The sequence below is a fragment of the Serratia grimesii genome, assembly GCF_900186025.1.
GTDB lineage: Bacteria > Pseudomonadota > Gammaproteobacteria > Enterobacterales > Enterobacteriaceae > Serratia > Serratia grimesii.
In genome coordinates this window covers 958,802-978,184 of record NZ_LT883155.1, presented here as the reverse complement: position 1 = coordinate 978,184, position 19,383 = coordinate 958,802, and the positions used below count along the sequence as shown (strand labels likewise).

13 protein-coding genes are annotated in these 19,383 nt (G+C 53.8%); 6 read left to right on the top strand and 7 right to left on the bottom strand.

Annotation, left to right across the window (positions count from 1 at the left end):
* Nucleotides 1-159: 159 nt before the first annotated feature.
* A complete protein-coding gene (locus SGBXF1_RS04530) occupies nt 160-2,283 on the bottom strand; it encodes a TonB-dependent receptor (RefSeq protein ID WP_130379393.1) in 2,124 nt (707 codons plus the stop codon).
* A gap of 506 nt (nt 2,284-2,789) precedes the next feature.
* Here SGBXF1_RS04530 and SGBXF1_RS04525 point away from each other — a divergent pair.
* Both SGBXF1_RS04525 and SGBXF1_RS04520 read left to right on the top strand, forming a co-directional pair.
* Nucleotides 2,790-4,391, top strand: a complete 1,602-nt coding sequence (locus SGBXF1_RS04525) for a condensation domain-containing protein (protein WP_130379391.1) — start codon at nt 2,790-2,792, stop codon at nt 4,389-4,391.
* Between the two features lie 72 nt (nt 4,392-4,463).
* Complete coding sequence (locus tag SGBXF1_RS04520) at nt 4,464-7,559, top strand: amino acid adenylation domain-containing protein (RefSeq protein WP_186427893.1); 3,096 nt, start codon at nt 4,464-4,466, stop codon at nt 7,557-7,559.
* A 117-nt stretch (nt 7,560-7,676) separates the two neighbouring features.
* Here SGBXF1_RS04520 and SGBXF1_RS04515 read toward each other — a convergent pair whose 3' ends face one another.
* Together SGBXF1_RS04515 and bhsA are read right to left on the bottom strand one after the other, a co-directional pair.
* Complete coding sequence (locus tag SGBXF1_RS04515) at nt 7,677-9,023, bottom strand: condensation domain-containing protein (protein WP_186427892.1); 1,347 nt, start codon at nt 9,021-9,023, stop codon at nt 7,677-7,679.
* A 486-nt stretch (nt 9,024-9,509) separates the two neighbouring features.
* Entirely contained in the window at nt 9,510-9,764 is a 255-nt protein-coding gene (gene bhsA, locus SGBXF1_RS04510) for a multiple stress resistance protein BhsA (RefSeq protein WP_037423396.1), read from the bottom strand.
* Between the two features lie 306 nt (nt 9,765-10,070).
* Here bhsA and SGBXF1_RS04505 point away from each other — a divergent pair, with 306 nt between their 5' ends.
* Nucleotides 10,071-11,669 carry an ABC transporter substrate-binding protein gene (locus tag SGBXF1_RS04505; RefSeq protein WP_061806734.1) on the top strand — a complete coding sequence of 533 codons (1,599 nt, stop codon included), beginning with the start codon at nt 10,071-10,073 and terminating at the stop codon, nt 11,667-11,669.
* Here SGBXF1_RS04505 and SGBXF1_RS04500 read toward each other — a convergent pair.
* The gene (locus tag SGBXF1_RS04500; RefSeq protein ID WP_165392845.1) at nt 11,666-12,553 is read right to left on the bottom strand and encodes a LysR family transcriptional regulator; all 888 of its coding nucleotides are present in this window, start codon (nt 12,551-12,553) and stop codon (nt 11,666-11,668) included. The genes SGBXF1_RS04505 and SGBXF1_RS04500 overlap by 4 nt on opposite strands.
* A gap of 107 nt (nt 12,554-12,660) precedes the next feature.
* Here SGBXF1_RS04500 and SGBXF1_RS04495 point away from each other — a divergent pair, with 107 nt between their 5' ends.
* The 3 genes from SGBXF1_RS04495 (at nt 12,661) to SGBXF1_RS04485 (ending at nt 15,886) form a co-directional block, all read left to right on the top strand.
* Nucleotides 12,661-14,148 (top strand): UbiD family decarboxylase, encoded by a 1,488-nt coding sequence (locus tag SGBXF1_RS04495; protein WP_186427891.1) that lies wholly within the window; start codon nt 12,661-12,663, stop codon nt 14,146-14,148.
* 115 nt (nt 14,149-14,263) lie between these two features.
* On the top strand, nt 14,264-14,788 hold the full coding sequence (gene cybB / locus SGBXF1_RS04490) for a cytochrome b561 (RefSeq protein ID WP_186428464.1): 525 nt from the start codon (nt 14,264-14,266) through the stop codon (nt 14,786-14,788).
* A gap of 558 nt (nt 14,789-15,346) precedes the next feature.
* The gene (locus SGBXF1_RS04485; RefSeq protein ID WP_186427890.1) at nt 15,347-15,886 is read left to right on the top strand and encodes a hypothetical protein; all 540 of its coding nucleotides are present in this window, start codon (nt 15,347-15,349) and stop codon (nt 15,884-15,886) included.
* A gap of 295 nt (nt 15,887-16,181) precedes the next feature.
* Here SGBXF1_RS04485 and SGBXF1_RS04480 read toward each other — a convergent pair whose 3' ends face one another.
* From SGBXF1_RS04480 to proB, 3 genes are all read right to left on the bottom strand, one after another.
* Nucleotides 16,182-16,751 (bottom strand): hypothetical protein, encoded by a 570-nt coding sequence (locus tag SGBXF1_RS04480; protein ID WP_061806729.1) that lies wholly within the window; start codon nt 16,749-16,751, stop codon nt 16,182-16,184.
* Between the two features lie 236 nt (nt 16,752-16,987).
* Nucleotides 16,988-18,241, bottom strand: a complete 1,254-nt coding sequence (gene proA, locus SGBXF1_RS04475; protein WP_186427889.1) for a glutamate-5-semialdehyde dehydrogenase — start codon at nt 18,239-18,241, stop codon at nt 16,988-16,990.
* Nucleotides 18,242-18,250: 9 nt separating this feature from the next.
* The gene (gene proB / locus SGBXF1_RS04470) at nt 18,251-19,354 is read right to left on the bottom strand and encodes a glutamate 5-kinase (protein WP_012005410.1); all 1,104 of its coding nucleotides are present in this window, start codon (nt 19,352-19,354) and stop codon (nt 18,251-18,253) included.
* Nucleotides 19,355-19,383 lie beyond the last annotated feature (29 nt).

The window sequence follows — 19,383 nt, the reverse complement described above, 5'->3', positions numbered from 1 at the left end:
GCAAGTGCTAAACCGTAGGGGGCGAACAAGTTCGCCCCGATTTACCCCTTCGATGATGCTATTGGGCGCAACTTGCCGCGCCCCTACCCTTAAACCGTCGAGTATTGTCAACAACCTCAGGCGTTGATACGCCCCTTGTGTAGACAGGCTGCTACGGCATCAGAATGTCAGTTCAAGTGCAGCACCAACCATGCGCGGACGCTGCTGGGACGCTGTATACACGTCATTGCCACTGACCATTACACGACGTTCTGAATCAAACAGGTTCTGTGCATACAGGGTGGCGCGACCATAGGCGAAGGTGTACGCCAGTTGGGTATTTGCCGACCAGTAAGAACCGATATGTCCACGAGAGTCATTGTCGTACTGTGAGTAGTAAGAATCTGAGAATGCGACGTTGCCGCTCAGTTCCAGCCCAGCCATCAACTGGTACTTCGCACCCATGTTGGCGGTATAAGCTGGCGCACGCGCTAACTCATGACCTTCTACACCACTGCCCGAGAACTTCTTAATCTTGGTCTTCAGCAGGCCAACGTTGGTGAACAGCTCGAAGTCCCAACGCGGCTGCCAGGTTGCCCCCATCTCCGCACCGTAGGTTTCCACCTTGTCAGCATTGCGAATCACCGACGAGTCTGGCCCCAACGAGTACGGCAGTTGCATGTCCTTGTAGTCGTTGTAGAAGATATTGCTGGTGAGAATGACATTGGCATCTTTCAGGTGATGACGGGTATACAACTCATAGTTCCAGACATACTCGGAACCATAGGTATAACTAACCACCGGTTTGCCGATAGTGATGCCACCGCCGCCGGCGTTATAACCACGTGCCACTTTGGCGCCGTAAGTCTGGGTATCCGTCGGCTTCCAGGCCAGGTCCAGCTTCGGCAGGAACACGGTGTAGGTTTCGTCGAAGTCGATACGCACGGCTTGGCTGCCACCGGTACGCTGACGGTGCTCACGCTCCAGACGGCTGGCGGCGGTAAGATCGACCTCAGGCGTGATGGCGTAGGTCAGTTCGGCAAAGGCAGAATTGGTGTCCGTTTTATCCTTAAAGCTGGAGCCGCCGAAAATATTGACGAACTCATCCTGCTTGGCGTGGAAATAACGCAGCCCCGCCAACCCATGCAAGCGGCTGTCCGGCCCACCAAAGCGCGCTACGGGTTCGACATGCACTTCTTTACCACCGATTTCAGCATATTGGATGTTGTAGGCTGTAGGGCGGTTGATATTAAAGTCGGTGTAGATCACCCGGTTTTCGAGCGTCAGGCTGTCGGATTGCTCCCAAGCCAGATCCCAGACGCCACTGTTCGAGTTGCTTTTAAACACCGCTCGGCGTGGGTCATGACGTGGATTGGTCGGGTGAACCAATGGGTTGAGGCTCTCATTTTGTGGTGAGGTGCTGCCAAAATGGTTAAAGGTCAGCTTGGTGGTCAGATCACGCATACCTGCCGGGTTAAACAACAATTTGGCGCGGGCGGTAGTGGCTTCAACCTCGCGTGGATCCCCCACCGGGGCATAAGCCGGCAGATCGGCATAACTGCGGCGACGCTGGCGATCAACGCTAACGCGGAATGCCAGTTGATCTTCCACCAGCGGGCCGGATGCCATGGCGGATAACTGTGATGAATGCTGGTTACCCACCCCACCCTTGACAGCACTTTCCCAGTCAAAAGTAGGATCCTTACTGGTCATCACGATGGCGCCGGCAATGGCGTTACGCCCCTGAATATAACTCTGTGGGCCAAGGAACACTTCGACACGATCCAGATCCCACAGCGACTGCGGGCCGAACGCCTGCTCGTTATAGGTCAATGAGCGGCCATCGAGTGACAGATTGAGGCGCGGGCGGGTGCCGCTGAGGAAAGCATTGGCGCCGACATTCGGCCCGGAACCGTCAATACCGCGCACCGTTGGGAGGTTGTTACCAATCCCCAAATCCACCACGTTGGGGGTCATGCGAAGCAAATCGGGAACCTGCAACGCATTGGGCATAGAAGAAATCCGCTCACTGTCGAACACTTGTACGCTGGAGCCGGTATCAAAAATGCTGCGTTTAATTTTTTCGCCGGTCACTAACAGGCTCTCAGAGTCCTGCCAGTTGTCGTTACGTTTGCTATCTGCGGTTTCCTGAACCTTATCGTCTAATGCTGCTGCGTTAACACTCCCTACAGACAGAGAGCAAAGACCCAGAAATAGTGAGGAAAATGCCCCAATGGCCTGTAAGCCTGCTTTTTCCTTGTTTCCTACGATTTTATGCCTTTGAGCCGCTAAATGCTTGCTCATAGATGTATTCTCCTTTCATCCCAGATGCACAAAAATTTAATTGTTTTCACATAGGTAACGACGCTGATTCTCACACTAACAATGGCATTACGGCCTTCCTGACCTTGCTATTGCATATCCCTGCCGCAGACAACCGCCCCACCCCAGACGCACAGCGGGCGGAAGCAGATTTTTTGTCTGGAAACGTAAAGAAATGTTAATAATGATAATATTTTACATATTTTAATGCAAATCATTATCACTTAAGAAAATAAATGCGTAGATGAAAAGTCATAACCCAAAGGAATAAAACAGAAGTTACCCGTAACGACAAAAACCAATAATTTCATTTAAAATGAATATAAAACATAACTATATTGATATTAACAATTTCAAAAAAAGAGCAGGAAACTGTATTAACCGCATTTTTTTCATGCGTTATTAAGACAAATAAAAATAGTAATGGTTTTCATTACCATTAACATTGACATATATTCTTACAGTCTCTCAATACTGATGGAAACCCGATGAAAGCGTTGACTACGATGCAGGCTGCCTACTGGGTTGGCAGGCAATCTGAAGCGCCGCTGGGGGGCGTGTCTGCCCACCTGTATGCGGAATTTAACTGCAATGACCTGGATGTCGAACGACTGAGACAGGCCGTTACCGCTCTTTACCTACATCACCCCATGTTGCGCCTGCGCGTGACAGCAGATGGCCAGCAGACGATTGACGCCTGTGGCCCTCAACATTGCCTGCATCTGGACGATTTTAGTCACGCAGATACCCTCCACGTTACCAACCGGCTTGCCGATAAACGCCAGACAAAAAGCAGCCAAAAATTGCCGCTGGAACAAGGTGTTCCCTGTGATATCAGCCTCAGTCTGTTGCCCGGTGGCCACAGCAGATTGCATGTGGATCTGGACATGATTGCCGGGGATGCGATGGGTTTTCGTGTATTGATAGAGGATTTAGCGCGGTTTTATCATCAATGCCCAACAGCGCCCGATGACAACAGCGTCCCCTATTTTGACTACCTGGACCGCCAACATGCCGACACGGCGTTACAGGTTCGCCGCACCCGTGCGCAGACCTGGTGGCGTGAACGTCTGACTCAGTTACCCCCCGCTCCGCATCTGTTACGCACGCCTGATCACTGCCGCAGCGATCGGCTGGCGCTGCAACTGAGCGCCAAAGAAACCAAAGCGCTGGAAGATACCGCCAAAGCACATCACATCACGCTTTCATCACTGTTTCTGGCGCTGTTTGCCGTAACCGTCGGCTATGGCTGGAACCTGTCACGCTTCCGGTTGAACGTGCCGTTGTTCCACCGGGAAGCAGATAATGTCGACAACATCATTGGCGATTTTTCCAATCTGGTTCTTCTTGGCATTACGCTGAATCCGGCGGAAAACCTGCCCGCCTTCTGCCAGCGCCTGATGACGCAGCTAGCGGAGTTGATTGCCCATGCCGACTATCCCGGCGTCAGTGTGATGCGTGATCTTTCACGGCTACAAGGCAGTATGCAGCCTTCGCCGGTGGTCTTTACCGCCGGTTTCGGTATCCACGGGAAAGCGCTGTTTTCTGACGACGTCACCCGTACCTTTGGTCCGCTGGAATGGGTTATTTCCCAAGGCCCGCAGGTCGCACTAGATGCCCAGGTAGCACACGCCAACGGCGGCATTCTGATCAACTGGGACGTGCGCCTGGACGCTTTTCCGGATCGGCTGCTGCCACAGTTGTTCGCCACCTACGGCGCGCTGCTGAAACGGGCGGCCAACCGGCCAGACAGTTTCAATCAACCACTGACGCAGTGGTTGTCACAATGCTCCGCACACGCATTGGACCGCCAAGTGCCGGTACGCCAATTGCTACATCGACTGTTAGCACGTGTTGCCCCAGACGACAAACTGGGTGATGACGATGACATCAATGCCTTACAACTGCCGCAGGACGGCCTGCTGGCCTTATTGGCCGTGCTTAACAAATATCTGTCGGTGGCGCTGACCCCAGAAGATGTGGTGGCCCACCCTACCCCTACGGCACTTGCCGCCTTGATCTGCGAACGGGCGCCCAATGCTGCTGAAGGTGTGCAAATGCTGCTGAAGGTGCTGGCACCCAAAGCCTGATATCGGTTCCGGGTGCGTAGCCTCACGCGCCCTGCTTTCTTTTTCGTTGGTTAGCGACAATAGGGATATACCATGGAGACACCATTAAGCACGCTACAGCAGGCTTATCTGCTCGGGCGCAGCGAACAATGGCCGCTCGGCGGCGTGGCAATGCACGACTTTCGCGAATATCGCGGCCTGCAGTTGGACGTGGTGCGGTTGGAACGTCGACTGAGTGAACTGGTACAACATTACGCGGCGCTTCGCACTTGCATCGATCCGCAGCGATTTACTCAACATGTTCGGCCGGAAGCCACGCTGAATTTGGATCGACATGATCTGCGGGCACTCGATCATCAGGCCGCACAACAACAGCTGGCAACCCTGCGCAATCAATATTCGCACCAGCGTCACGATCCTACACAGCCTCTGTGGCGTATCGCCGTCATTCAGTTGCCGGAGAGACAGGACGCCACAGGCGCCCAATACGACACCGTGATTTTCACCAGCTTCGATGCGATGATCCTCGATGGTCAGGGTATTTCTACTGTAATTGCCCGGTTATTTGACGATGCTCCGCTGCAGCCCGTTGCACCACCGACACCCCCTGCCGTCGCCAGCGCAGAACAGCGCCAGGCGGATGCTGCCTATTGGCAAGCCAAGTTGCAGAACGTCACCACGCCGTCGGCACTACCGTGGCGTACTCCATTGGCTAATATCAAGTCTTCACGCTACCGCCGTGCCAACCTAACCCTGCCACGCGAGACGTTAAAGCAGTTCTCACGACTGGGTTCTGCTCATGCATTGCTGCGTAACAGCAGCCTGTCTGCACTGATCCTTGATACGCTGGCGCAGTGGACCACCGATGGCGAACTGTGCGTCGGTATCCCTGTCGCCTTTCCAGCTGCGGACGGCTCACTCAGCAACGCTTCCACCTTCGTGGCGGTGCGCTATGCGCGTCAGGGCGGCACCTTTGTCAGCCGTGCGCAGGCATTACAAGACAACGTATTAGGTGCGCTCGACCATCTCACATTTTCCGGTGTTGATTTGGCGCGACAGTTGTTTAACCGCAGTCAGGGATCACCTGCGCTGCCTGTGATCCTCACCAATTGCTTAGGCTGGGAGACGCTGCCAACCAATGCCCCCGTGCGCTACCATGACGGCGTGACGCAGACACCGCAGGTGGCGATCGATATTCGGTTGACGCAAGATGCCGACAAGAATTTGCTGCTGTGTGTCGACTATGCCGAACAGGCATTGGACGGTGAGCAGGTGCAGACGATGCTGGATGCCCTGCAACGCCGGATAACGTTAATCTGCCAGGGTGGCGATCTGGAGATCACCCCGGCGCAATTTATCGATTATCAGCACTACCGCCATAACCAAAACGAGGCGACATTTACCGCCTATCCGTACCTGGCACAGTTGGCTGAACGGTTGTTTAACGACCCACAGCCACGACCTGCATTGATTTGCGATCAACAAAGCCTGACTTACCCAGAACTTGGCCGACAGATCGGCACCGTGATGGCCAATCTGCAACAACGTGGTCTGGGGCGCGGCAATGTATTGGCACTGTATCTGGCACGCAGCCCGGAACATGTGACGATCTCTTTGGCCTGTGCGCTGCTAGGTATTATCTGGGTGCCGATCGACATCAATTCACCACCAGAGCGTGCCGCTTATCTGCTGACTAACTGTCGACCGGATCTGGTGGTCCATCACGGTGAACTCGATACGCCGCATGGGGTGACGCCAGCAGAATTGCGTGATCCGGCAGCAGGCAACCCGGCATTGCCCGACAGCCAGACGCTGGCCGAACGCAGCGTCAGCACCGAGGCCAGCTATTACCTGTATACCTCCGGCACCACTGGCAAACCGAAGTGCGTAGTGCTCAACAACCGCGCGACTGCCAACGTCATCGGCCAAACCCTGCAACGCTGGGCGGTTACCACTGATGACGTGATGATCTCGGTCACGCCGCCGCACCATGATATGTCGATGTTTGATCTGTTCGGTTCGCTCAGCGCCGGAGCGACACTGGTGTTACCGGCACCGCATCAGGAAAAAGACGCCATCAGTTGGAACCAGTTGGTAGAGCGCCATCGTGTCAGCCTGTGGTGTTCGGTGCCTGCGATTCTGGAAATGCTGCTCACCTGCAAAACCGACGACAGTCTGCACTCACTGCGCCTGGTGGCCCAAGGTGGCGATTACATCAAGCCGGCAACAGTACAACTATTACGGAGTTTGCGCCCGGATATCAGCCTGTTCTCACTCGGTGGCCCGACAGAAACCACCATTTGGAGCATCTGGCACCCAATTGCAAAACAGGACACCGGCACCGTGCCCTATGGGCAACCGTTGCCGGCCAACCAATACTTTATCTGCCATGACGACGGCACCCATTGCCCGACAGGGGTGGTTGGCCGTATTCATACAGCGGGAGTTAATCTGGCGTTGGGTTATCTGGAAGACGGTGATTTAAAACAGCATGACTTCGTCACTCTGGACGGCCCCGACGGGCAACCACTGCGTGCCTTCCGCACCGGCGATCAGGGTTACTATCGTGCAGATGGTAATATTCTGTTCGCCAGCCGGGTGAACGGTTACGTGAAAATCCGTGGCGTGCGCGTTTCATTACCGGAGATTGAAGATGTACTGCGTGGGCACGAGGCGATCCTCGACATTGTGGTGGTGGACTATCCTGGCGGAGATAATGCAGAAGCCACGTTGGGAGCGATGTACCTTACCCATGACGACAAACCGCTGTCGTTGGCGGCCATCCGCGCCTTTTCCACCGGCTACCTGCCCTGCACTCATATCCCAACGCGCTTTATCCACACTGAAACGCTACCGCTTTCCGGCAACGGTAAAACAGACCGCCACCGCATCCGTGCCGCGTTCAGTGTTGATCGTGCAGCAGCGGGATTGAACGCCTGCGCAGCGCCGTTGCCAAGTTCACCACCGGTAAACAGCGATAAGATTTTGGCTATCTATTTGCAGGCTATCGGTGCAACGCCACGCCCTGAGTGGGGAGAAGAAACAGCCTTTATCAGCATGGGGCTGAAACTGCCGCACATTAGGCAAGTGGCTACCCAGCTCAATGATGCCTTCGGCACCCGTCTGCCACCCACACTGCTTATTCCTTGCAAAAATGCACGGGAGGTCGCGGCACTGCTGGCGCGCTAATACGGTTTAAACGTAGGGGCGCGGTATGTGCTGCGCCCGCTCGTATCATCCAGGAGTAAATCGGGTCGAACGTGTTCAACCCCTATTGGTTTAGCTATTACGCCGGGTTATTCGCAATCAGGCGGGCACCGCTACCAGTTCACCAACCCTGGTCTCCAACGCCTCTTCTCTCAATGCTCGCAGTAAAAAACCCTGTAGGACGTTGCCGAAGTCAGCAACCCCAATATCAGGGAACTGCTGCACGTAGATATCAATATCCAGATGTAAATCGTCAGCATCAGTGCGACCACGGAAAGTCAGATTAGCGCCGTCACCCGAGCCACCCGCCAGTACCTTGCGTGTGCTGTTGCACCCGCTAAAACCAGCAGGATCAAACGGCTGGACATTGATAAATGGGGAAATAAATAAACGCGAAGCAGGTGTCACGCCGCGATCGGCGGCTATCTGCCGCAGACGGTAACCAGCGTGGCTACGCAGCTCTCGCAACGTCTGCGCCATGCTGGAAAGAAAATGCCCGAGTGTCTCTTCCACACCCAGCGAGACCAAAAACGGCAGTGTATTAACCGCCAGCGCGGGCGTGTTGGTCGCCTTGCTGCTACGACGGTTCATCACTGGCATCCACATGGTGCGCGTATCGCCCCTATCATGCGGTAACGGTGGCAAGGTAAAGAATAACCAGGCGGCTGACAGTGTCAGTAGCAGATCAGGCCAGCCGATGCCGCTGCGCTCCGATAGCCAACGCAGTCGCTGCGAGATCTCGTCCGGCAGTGCCGTGCTGGTGCTCAGACATTTCACACCATATTCCCTGCCGCCTTTGCGTACCGTCGGTAACGTCTGTGACGACGGTAAATAACGCTGCCAAAAAAGACGATCCTTAGTACAACGTTCAGAAGCGACATAGGCCAGCTCATGATGCTGGAAAGCGTCGAACGCACCCAATGCTTGCCCTATGGCATGGTGACTAAGAAAGTGCGCATACAGCGCCGCACAACGGTGTTCGACTAACGCCATACCGAATCCATCGATCACGATATGATGCGCACGAACGAACCAGATAAAGCGAGACGGCTCCAGTTTGATTAACCACATTGCCGCCAACGGCTGGTTGCGCAGATCCCTGGGTTGCGCAATATCCGCCTGTATCAAGCGCATCGCGGACTGATAGGGATCCGGCTGCTCTTGCAGGTCAATACGGTTCAACGCCGGTGCCCACGAAGGATCATAACGCTGCTGTGGCGGACGTTCGCCATTGCCTGCATTGAACCGCAATGCAAATGCCTGTGTTTCTGCAAGAGTGAGGGTAATCGCCCGACACAGCGCCATCTCGTCTACCGCTCCGCATAATTCAGTGACGTGGGCGACGGTGGAAAAAGGCTGCCCGGGATGCAAAGTAAATTCTTCCCAGAAGTCTAACTGCGCCGGTGTCAGCGGCAGCCATTCTGTAGCCAAAACAGTTTCCGACATGTTACCTACCTTTGATAAGCCATAAACAAATGTTGAAACAACGGAAGCCAAAACCCCGCCGCCGCAGATTACGTCTAATAACGGCTAATACGGGGTAAATACCGGACGCGGCCTGACGACCTATTTACAGGCTGCCCGGCGTGATCCTTTTTATTGTGGTTTGCGTGCTTGCCCCCCTGGCGCACGTAACAGCAAGACGATGTCGTCGTGTTAAAACGTCCATCTCACCGCACTGAAAATGTTTCGATTCAGTTACAAATGAAAATGATAATAACACTTATTATCATTTTCATGAATATAGAATAATCTGTTCATGCGACAAAAAAGAAAGGCGAGAGGCTGAATAGGTACCGCTAATGGTGGGGCAACAAGAAAAGAACTCGGCTACATATTTGGGCTACCGGGGCCGTGGTGACGACACCGCCCCGGTTAAACGGCATTTACCTGCCATTATTGATAAATCACCGCCACACCGTGTACCTGCCATTATTGATAAATCACCGCCACACCGTGGAGTTTATCGCCCCCACTGGCGGCAATAATGCGGTATGAACTGGCTCCGGCCTGATCGGCTTTTTTCGCCAGTTTATTTTCCAGACTGGAGAGCGTCAGTGCTCCGCCAGCGGAGACCACACCGATTTTAGTCAGCCCTTCGCCGGAGTTGACGCTGTTAGCGGCAAAGCTGCTGGTTGAAACCGCAGCCAGAATAAACGCCGCCATAACATATTTAATCGTTTTCATAATAACCACCTCATTTGATTGACCGGGCCAGATTCAGCCTGGTGAGGTGATTCTAAGCAGGGGTTGCTGACCCCAAAGTGACATGCCGATAACATTTCTGTCAGACAGCTGAAAAATCGGAGTTATTTACCTAAGCATACAATTTCCCCCACTATGCTGACATCACAGACAACCTGACGACCAGAAATCAATCATCAACCACCAGTTCCCATATCCTCTATCAATCACTTATATTTAAATTGAGGGCTGCCTGAATGCCACAGCGGCGGCAGTGTCCTCAATTAACCTGAGGGAGCCATCCATTTTATGCATTTTAAACAAAGCACTGTGGGTCTGTTATTGGCGGGAACCGGTTTGTTGACGGCAGGCAGCGCACTGGCCGCAACGGATACTCTGGTCTATTGCACCGTGGCCTCACCGGAATCATTCAACCCGCAGCTTTCCAGCTCCGGGACCACCTTTATCGCGACTTCGCAGGTGTTGTACAACCGCCTGCTGACACTGCGTGAAAGCGATAAAACCCCGGCGCCCTCACTGGCGACCGAGTGGACCATTAGCCCGGACGGCAAAACCTATACCTTTACGTTGCGCAAGGGCGTGAAATTCAACAGCAATAAGTTCTTCACCCCAACGCGAGACTTCAACGCCGAGGACGTCGTATTCACCGTGATGCGTCAAAAAGACCCCAATAATCCGTATCACAAGGTGTCTGGCGGCAACTACGAATACTTTACCGATACCGGGCTGGACAAGCTGATCACCAAAGTGGAAGCGGTGGATAACGACCACGTGCGCTTTACCCTGAGCCAGCCTAATGCCGCATTCCTGGCTGACTGGACGATGGACTTCGCTTCGATCCTTTCAGCCGAATATGCCGATGCCATGCTGAAAAAAGGCACACCGGAAAATGTCGATAACTGGCCTATCGGCACCGGTCCGTTCGCGCTGCAACAGTACAAACAGGATTCCCTGATCCGCTACATCGCCAACCCACATTACTGGCAGGGTGAGGTGGCTAGCAAACACCTGATTTTCTCCATTACGCCAAATCCGGAAACCCGGCTGGCCAAGCTGAAAACCAATGAGTGCCAGATCATCCCTGCCCCGCTGGCGGAACAGTTTGACGCCATCAAGAGCGACAAAAACCTGCAGTTGAACAGTATCGACGGCTTGAACGTCGGCTATCTGGCGTTCAATACCCAGAAGAAGCCATTTGATAACGTGCTGGTACGCCAGGCACTGAGCTACGCGGTAGACAAAAAAGCGATTGTGGCTGCGGTATTTAAAGACAGCGGTACACCAGCCTATTCGATACTGCCGCCAGGCATGCTGGGCTATAACGACAAACTGTCTGAATATGCTTACAACCCGGAAAAAGCGCGTGAACTGCTCAAACAGGCAGGACTGGAGAAAGGGTTTGAGACCGACATCTGGTCGATGCCGGTGGCACGGCCTTACAACCCTAATTCACGGCGGATTGCCCAGATGATTCAAAACGACTGGGCAAAAGTGGGGGTGAAAGCCAAAATTGTCACCTGGGAATGGGGCCAGTACCTGGCCGGGCTGCGCAAAGGGGAACAGCAAAGTGCGCTGTATGGCTGGATGTCGGATAACGGTGACCCGGATAACTTCGCTACCCTGCTCAACTGCGCAGGCGTGCAAACCGGTGCCAACGCCGCCCGCTGGTGCGACAGCAGTTATGACAAACTGATCCAGCAGGCTATTCAGGTCAGCGTCCCTGCTGAACGCGCCAAGCTTTATCAGCAAGCGCAGGTGATTTTTGCCCAACAGGCTCCGCTACTGCCACTGGCTAACGGCAAGGTGTTCTACGCCACCCGCAGCAACGTCAGCGGCTATGTGGTTGACGTTAACGGCAGTGACTTTGCCAAGGCCAAAGTTAACTAATCCCCGCCTTCGCCCCTGCCGGTGGTGGGGGCAAATAACCGCCCAATCAGCCCTCCGATCCCCTCCAGCAGCCCTGGCTGCTTGCTGCCGTGGGCGCCAATCAGCGCCACATTCAGCACAGGTAAGGGCGGCAACTGTGGGTTGTCCGCGATGCGCATATCCGCCGAGATATGACATTCGGCGATCGCCGCCAGACAACGACCGGTGGCGATCGCCGCCTTCTGCGCCGCAATATTCGGGCTGGTGTAAAGAACCCGATAACCCCCTTCCAGGGTGTCGAGTGCAGCGGCCATCTGTTCCAGCGCCCGGCTGCCGAATTCATACAGCGACAGTGGCAACGGTCGCAGACGACCGATGTCGGCGGTAGCGTCGCAGACCCAGAACATCCGCTCACTGAATAGCCACTGGCCGCGCAGCGGATCCTCTTGCGTAACCAGCGCAAGATCGAGCGCTTTGCTATCGATCATCGGGATCAGCGCCGAGGAAGGCAGGCAGACTAAAGACAGCTCAACATCCGGATAATGCTGATGAAGGCATTGCAGGATGGGCGGTAAATATTTTTCGGCATAGACGTCGGCAATACCGAAACGAACGGTGGCCTTGATGGCACTCTGCTGCAGAGAAAGCATCGACTGGTTATAAACATGAAGAATCTTGAGCGCGTGAAAGTGCAATTCGGTGCCGGTGGCCGTGAGCACCAACCGTTTACCGGTGCGATCAAACACCTTCTTACCGAGCGCATCTTCGATATTCTTGACGTGTGTGCTAATCGCCGCTTGTGTACGGGCCAACTGATCGCCCGCTTCGGTCATCGAACCGGTATCCGCCACCAGCAAAAATGTTTTTAACCAGCGCAGATCCAACTGCAGCATCTTTTCTTGCATTTCTGTAGCCATAAATATTTTTTATAAAACTAACAAATAACATCAATTTTTTCTATCCACCTTTCCGACGTAATCTGAAGGCTGGCTTCTTACCCGAAGGTGATGAAATGGATCATAAATCAGCGGCGGTGGACTTCCGCACCTACCTGGATTATCTGCAAAAAAATGAGGAGTTGGTGGTTATCGATGAAAATGTCGATCCCGTTCTGGAGGTAGGCGCCATCGTGCGCAAAGTGTATGAAACCCGGGCGCCAGCACCGTTGTTCACCGCGCTGACCGGAGACAACCGTAACTTTCGCATTCTCGGCGCGCCTGCCGGCATGAGTGGCAAACCGGGGCAGGCCTATTCCCGCCTCGCCGCCCATTTCAACCTGCCGAAGCAGGCTACGCCGAAACAAATCCTCGAAAAAATCATCGCCGCCGCTGACCAGCCGCCGATTGCACCGACGATCGCACAACAAGCGCCCTGCAAAGAAAACATCCTCAGCGGCGCGGACGTCGACCTGAACATTTTCCCCATCCCGCTGCTGCACCAGGAAGATGGCGGACGCTATTTCGCCACCTACGGCTTCCATATCGTGCAGTCGCCCGACGGCAAATGGGACAGCTGGTCGGTCGCCCGCGCTATGCTGCACGATAAAAACACGCTGGTGGGCCCGGCGATGCCCCAGCAGCATATCGGCATGATCCACAGCATGTGGCGCGAACAGGGTAAAAATACCCCCTGGGCGATGGTGCTGGGCGCCCCGCCTGCGGCCATGGCGGTAGCCGGTATGCCGCTGCCCGCCTGGACCAGTGAGCCGGGCTACATCGGCGCGCTGACCGGCGAAGCCGTTGAGGTGGTGAAATGCGAAACCAATGACCTGTATGTACCGGCCACGGCGGAAATTGTGGTGGAGGGAGAAATCAGCCTCGATGAAACTGCGCCGGAAGGGCCGATGGGCGAATACCACGGCTATTCGTTCGCTGAAGGTAAGAAGCAGCCGGTATTTCACGTGAAAGCCATCACCTTCCGCGATCGCGCTATTCTGCCGATTTGCGTCGCCGGTACGCCACCAGAGGAGAACCACACTATCTGGGGTACCATGATTTCCGCCGAGGCGCTGAAACACTGCCGCCAAGAGAACCTGCCGATCGACATGGCCTGGTGTTCCTACGAGGCTGCTACCTGCTGGCTGGTATTGGCGGTAGATACCGACCGGTTGGCGACGATGCATACCGACGCAGACGGCTTCGTGCAGTTGATCGTCGAGAAGTTCTTCAACTCGCACGTCGCCTGGCTGGTACCCAAAATCTTGCTGGTCAGCAACGATATAGACATCACCGACATCAACCAGGTGGTGTGGGCGCTGGCGACCCGCAGCCACCCGAAACGCGATTTTTACGATTTTACCGGCCAGCCCGGCATCCCGATGGTGCCTTATCTGGATGATGAGGACAAACAGGCCGGGCACGGCGGTAAAATGATCATCAATTGCCTGCTGTCGGAGCAATTTAGCGGCAAGATGCGCGCCACCACGGCCTGCTTCGAACATTCCTACCCGGATGAAATTAAACAACGGGTGGAGCGTAAATGGCGGGATTACGGGTTCTGAAAGAGGTGCTGGCGACCAGGGAAACGCGCAGGCACTTTCCTCACCGTTAACATTTGGTTACCATCAGCAAACATATTATTTGAGCGTAAAAGGTAACCCGGTGCAGAACTCTTATATGCCAATGCAGATCCGTCTGCACTGGCTGGTGGCGATCCTGCTGGTCATCACCTGCACAACCATTGAGCTGAGAGGTTTTACCGTACCAGGCACCCCACTGTGGTACGTACTGGTAGTGACCCACTTTAGTTGTGGGGTGACGGTATTTGTATTGATGATCGCCCGTCTGTTGCTGCGTTGGCGCCACACCAGCCCTGCCATCGAGCCGAAACCGGCAAAATGGCAAACCGGCGCGGCCCATTTGGTGCATACCCTGATTTACCTATTACTGCTGACGCTGCCGGTGCTGGGCGTCTATTCCCGCTATCTGGGCGGTAAAGAGTGGTTTTTGTTTGGCCTGCCAATGCCCTTTGCCGACGTCGCCGACCGGCCGCAGGCAAGGATGATTATCGGCTGGCACAAGACGCTGGCAGCCTTCGGCTATTGGCTGATTGGGCTGCATGCGGCGGCGGCGCTGTTCCATCATTACCTCGTTAAGGACAATGCGCTGGTGCGTATGCTGCCACGGTTAAAAAAACGCTAACATCACGCGAAATTGGCCTGCTAATAAACCGCCCTACCGCTGATAGGCCATTGGTTAAAGAGCGGTTTATTACATAGCGTCTATTCCAGATAGGAAAATAACTTAAGAATAAAAATAATGACCACATGCATACATATCAATTGAAATAATAAATTACCTTATTAGTTAGAGAAAGACCTGATTGCATGCAATCATTACTGACAAACCCACCGCAGAAAAACATAACTCTCTGTAAGAAAATGAGTTATATCGTTTCCTTACATTCCCCTTAAATTCAAGATAAAAAATTCTTATATATCGAGTTGTATCTATTCCGGCTTTTGACTAAGGTTATTCATACAACGAATATGCCAGCCCGCTGGCGAACAAAGTCACAGTAATGTTTATTCATTTTATTCAGCTTAAAACGCCAGTTAATTTTTAGGTTAACTCTGTCCTGTCTCGCATTTACATGAGACGACATAGTGCCGCCTATGATTTCATTAATTAAGTTCTATCGGCTACACACATGGGAAAGTTAATAGCGCTTTCCACTCATAAAAAGTCAGGAGCAAAGTAATGAAAATAATGACTGGCATTATTCTACCGACAGTTGCCGCCATCACAATGGCCGGCATGGCACACGCAGCAGACAGCAAACAACCCGTGACCGGCAAAGAGACGGTTACCCTGGAGCACGTGCATGCCGTACAAGAAAATGGTAGCCCGGCGCCCAAGCACGACGCGGCCTGTATGAAAGAACTTTCAATGCCTGAATCCAAGTATGTCGGGATGAAAGTCACCAGCGAATATACCGTTAACCCCAGCTCGATGATGATGTCAGCGAAATCTATGCTCCCGTCCCCGATGGCCACACAGCCGATGGAACTGACGATTGATTTATCCGCTCTCGGCATAGAAGGGATGTACGCGTTTGGTGCCTTTAAACCAAGTTCTTTGCCGCAGGACTATGTTTATTTCACTATCGGCAAAGATTTTAAAAACCCCGTCAGTACCTTTATGGTCATTAATAAAGACAAAGAATATAACTGCGTTATTTCCAGCTCAAACAAGGCGATGAGTAAAGAGGAACGCAAACACCTTATGGTTAAGAAATAGCGGAAATATTGATGGGATAATACTGGGGGCTTCGGGTGGTTTTTACTGCCCTGGCCCCTTGTTTTGTTTGCTTTCATTATCGTTTGTTCGTGAAAACAGTTGGTACTTGATGTATCGCACCACTCACTCATAAATGGCTAGATTATCTGTAAAGTCGAGCATTTCTGACCCAGCTCTATCCCCTGAATAGAACAACGTCAGCTATGAGTGAGGAGCAGACGTTGACTATCATTCATTTTCACAGACAGAAAAAAGTTTCGACCCAAGCGATTAAAATACATTAAGATTATTTCATTTACATATAAATAAATTCGTATTTCACGATGTAGGTTCCAATTTTATTAACACGAGCTGATACCCATACCCCTGTCATTCCTTGCTTACGGTGGCTGCGCAGAAATTCTTTATTTGTACAAAGCTGTATCCATCTGGTGGTGTTCTGATCTTTTAACCAGATACCTGCTTCACAATGCCCATGCTTACCCCTCGATGGCCCTGGGAAGACAACCTCATATTCAGATTCATAGCCAATTATTTTTTCTGGGAAGAGATAAACATAGACATCGTAACAGTTTAAGCTCAATACAAATCCCAGGCAGAAACCGCCAAAGAATGCTTTAGAAAGATACTTTATTGTTTTGTTAAAAGTGCGAAGATAAAAAGCGTGAATAGAAGAGAAGCTTCCAATCAATGCACCAAAAGAAATATACGTTGTCCATTCAGGCACCGATTTTTGTAAAATGGTATTATGGGAAATACTTGTTGCCCATAACATATACCAGAACCATCCGCCCATAATGATGCATACCACGGCTGTAATGGACCATTTTTTATATTTACTTTCGAAATAATAACTTTTATTCATGATTATATTTTTGTATCTATCAAAAGATGATAACAGCCTTACCGTGCACGGCTATTTTAACTTATAAATCTGAGCATGCTAACTGTATCTACATAATTTTTTAACGTCTGCTCCTGGCACAAAGCCGACTGCCAGATAAGGTTCCGCTTAGGCCAGCAACGCTAAACTCCCCCAAAATAAAAAGGGCACAGTCCAATTGGACTGCGCCCCTGCATTTTTAAACACCGAACTAAAACTTAGTTCCGAACCAAATCATCACCGTAACCGATCCACTTGTAGGTGGTCAGTGCGTCCAGGCCCATCGGGCCACGGGCGTGCAGTTTCTGGGTGCTGACGGCCACTTCTGCGCCCAGGCCGAACTGGCCGCCGTCGGTGAAACGGGTGCTGGCGTTGACGTAAACCGCGCTTGAATCCACCGCACGTACAAAGTGCTCGGCGCTGCTCAGTGAACGGGTGAGGATCGCGTCGGAGTGGCTGGTGCCGTGGGTGCGAATATGGTCGATGGCCTGATCGATGTCATCCACCAGCGCCACGTTCAAATCCAACGACAGCCATTCGTCGTCGTAATCTTCCGCCGCTACCGCCACCACCGTTGCCGGGCCGTCTTGCAACAGCGGCATGGCGCTCTCCGCGGCATGCAGGGTGACGCCGACCGCCGCCATTCTGGCGCTCAAGGCAGGCAAGAACTCTGCGGCGATGTTGCGGTTCACCAGCAGCGTCTCCAGCGAGTTACAGGCGCTTGGACGTTGAATTTTGGCGTTCTCGATAACCGTCAGTGCTTTGTCGAAATCAACGCTGTCGTCAACGTAGGTATGGCAAACGCCGATACCGCCGGTGATCACCGGGATGGTCGACTGTTCGCGGCACAGCTTGTGCAGACCAGCGCCACCGCGTGGGATCAGCATGTCGACGTAGCGATCCAGGCGCAGCAACTCATTCACCAACGCACGGTCCGGGCTTTCAATCGCCTGTACCGCCGCAGCCGGCAGTCCGCACTGTTCCAGCGCCTGCTGGATCACTTTCACCGTCGCCTGGTTGGTGTGGTGGGTTTCTTTGCCACCGCGCAGGATCACCGCGTTGCCGGTTTTCAGACACAGGCTGGCGACGTCGATGGTGACGTTGGGCCGTGCTTCATAAATCACGCCAATCACACCGAGCGGTACCCGGCGGCGTTCCAGCTTCAACCCGCTGTCCAACAGGCTGCCGTCCAATACATGGCCGACCGGGTCGTTCAAACGGCATACCTGACGCACGTCATTGGCGATCGCCGCCAGGCGTGCCGGGGTCAGTAACAGGCGATCAAGCAGCGCTTCGGTCATCCCGCTGGCGCGTGCCTGTTCCATGTCCTGTTCGTTAGCCTGTAAAATCACTTCGCTTTCGGCTTCCAGTCTGTCGGCAATCACCGACAGTACCTGGTTTTTCTTCGCCGTGCTCAGCACCGCCAGTTGCCAGGAGGCCTGCTTGGCGGCCTTCCCCATTTGCTCTAGCATGCTCACTCCTTAACTGACTATCATATCGTCACGGTGCACTGCCACCGGGCCGTATTCATAACCGAGAATTTCGCTGATTTCCTGCGAGTGGTGACCGGCTATCATGCGCATCGCGTCGCTGTTATAACGGCTGACACCGTGCGCCAGATCGCGCCCCGTCAGGTTGCGAATGCGGATCACTTCACCACGGGAGAAGTCGCCTTTGACTTCGCGGATGCCCTTCGGCAGCAGCGAACTGCCGCGCGCCATAATGGCGTCGACCGCACCGTCGTCGACGGTGATCTCACCGGCCGGGGGTGCGCCGAAGATCCAGCGTTTGCGGTTTTCCAGCGGGGTTTCCAGCGCGTGGAAACGGGTGCCCACCGGTTTGCCTTCAATCACGTCAGCCACCACGCCTGGCTTGCTGCCGGCGGCGATGATCACATCGATACCGGCGCGGCAGGCCACGTCAGCGGCTTGCAGCTTGGTGCCCATGCCGCCGGTGCCCAGGCCGGAAACGCTGTCGCCAGCGATGGCGCGCAGTGCGTCGTCGATGCCGTGCACTTCTCGGATCAGCTCTGCCTGCGGGTTATTACGTGGGTCAGCGGTGTACAGGCCCTGCTGATCGGTCAGCAACAACAGTTTATCAGCCCCGGCCAGGATCGCCGCCAATGCCGACAGATTGTCGTTGTCGCCCACTTTGATTTCTGCGGTCGCAACCGCGTCGTTCTCATTGATCACCGGCACGATACGGTTGTCCAGCAACGCCGTCATGGTGTCACGCGCGTTGAGGAAGCGTTCACGGTCTTCCAGATCGGCACGCGTCAGCAACATCTGCCCGACGTGAATGCCATAAATGGAAAACAGTTGCTCCCACAGTTGAATCAACCGGCTCTGCCCGACCGCCGCCAGTAACTGCTTGGAGGCAATGGTGGCGGGGAGTTCGGGGTAACCCAAATGTTCGCGCCCGGCGGCAATCGCGCCGGAGGTGACGATAACGATGCGGTGACCCGCTGCATGCTGTTGTGCGCACTGGCGTACCAGTTCGACAATATGGGCACGGTTAAGACGCAGCGATCCGCCGGTCAACACGCTGGTGCCCAATTTCACAACCAGTGTCTGGCTGCCGTTCATAGTGTTTCTGCCGTATAAGATGAGAAGAA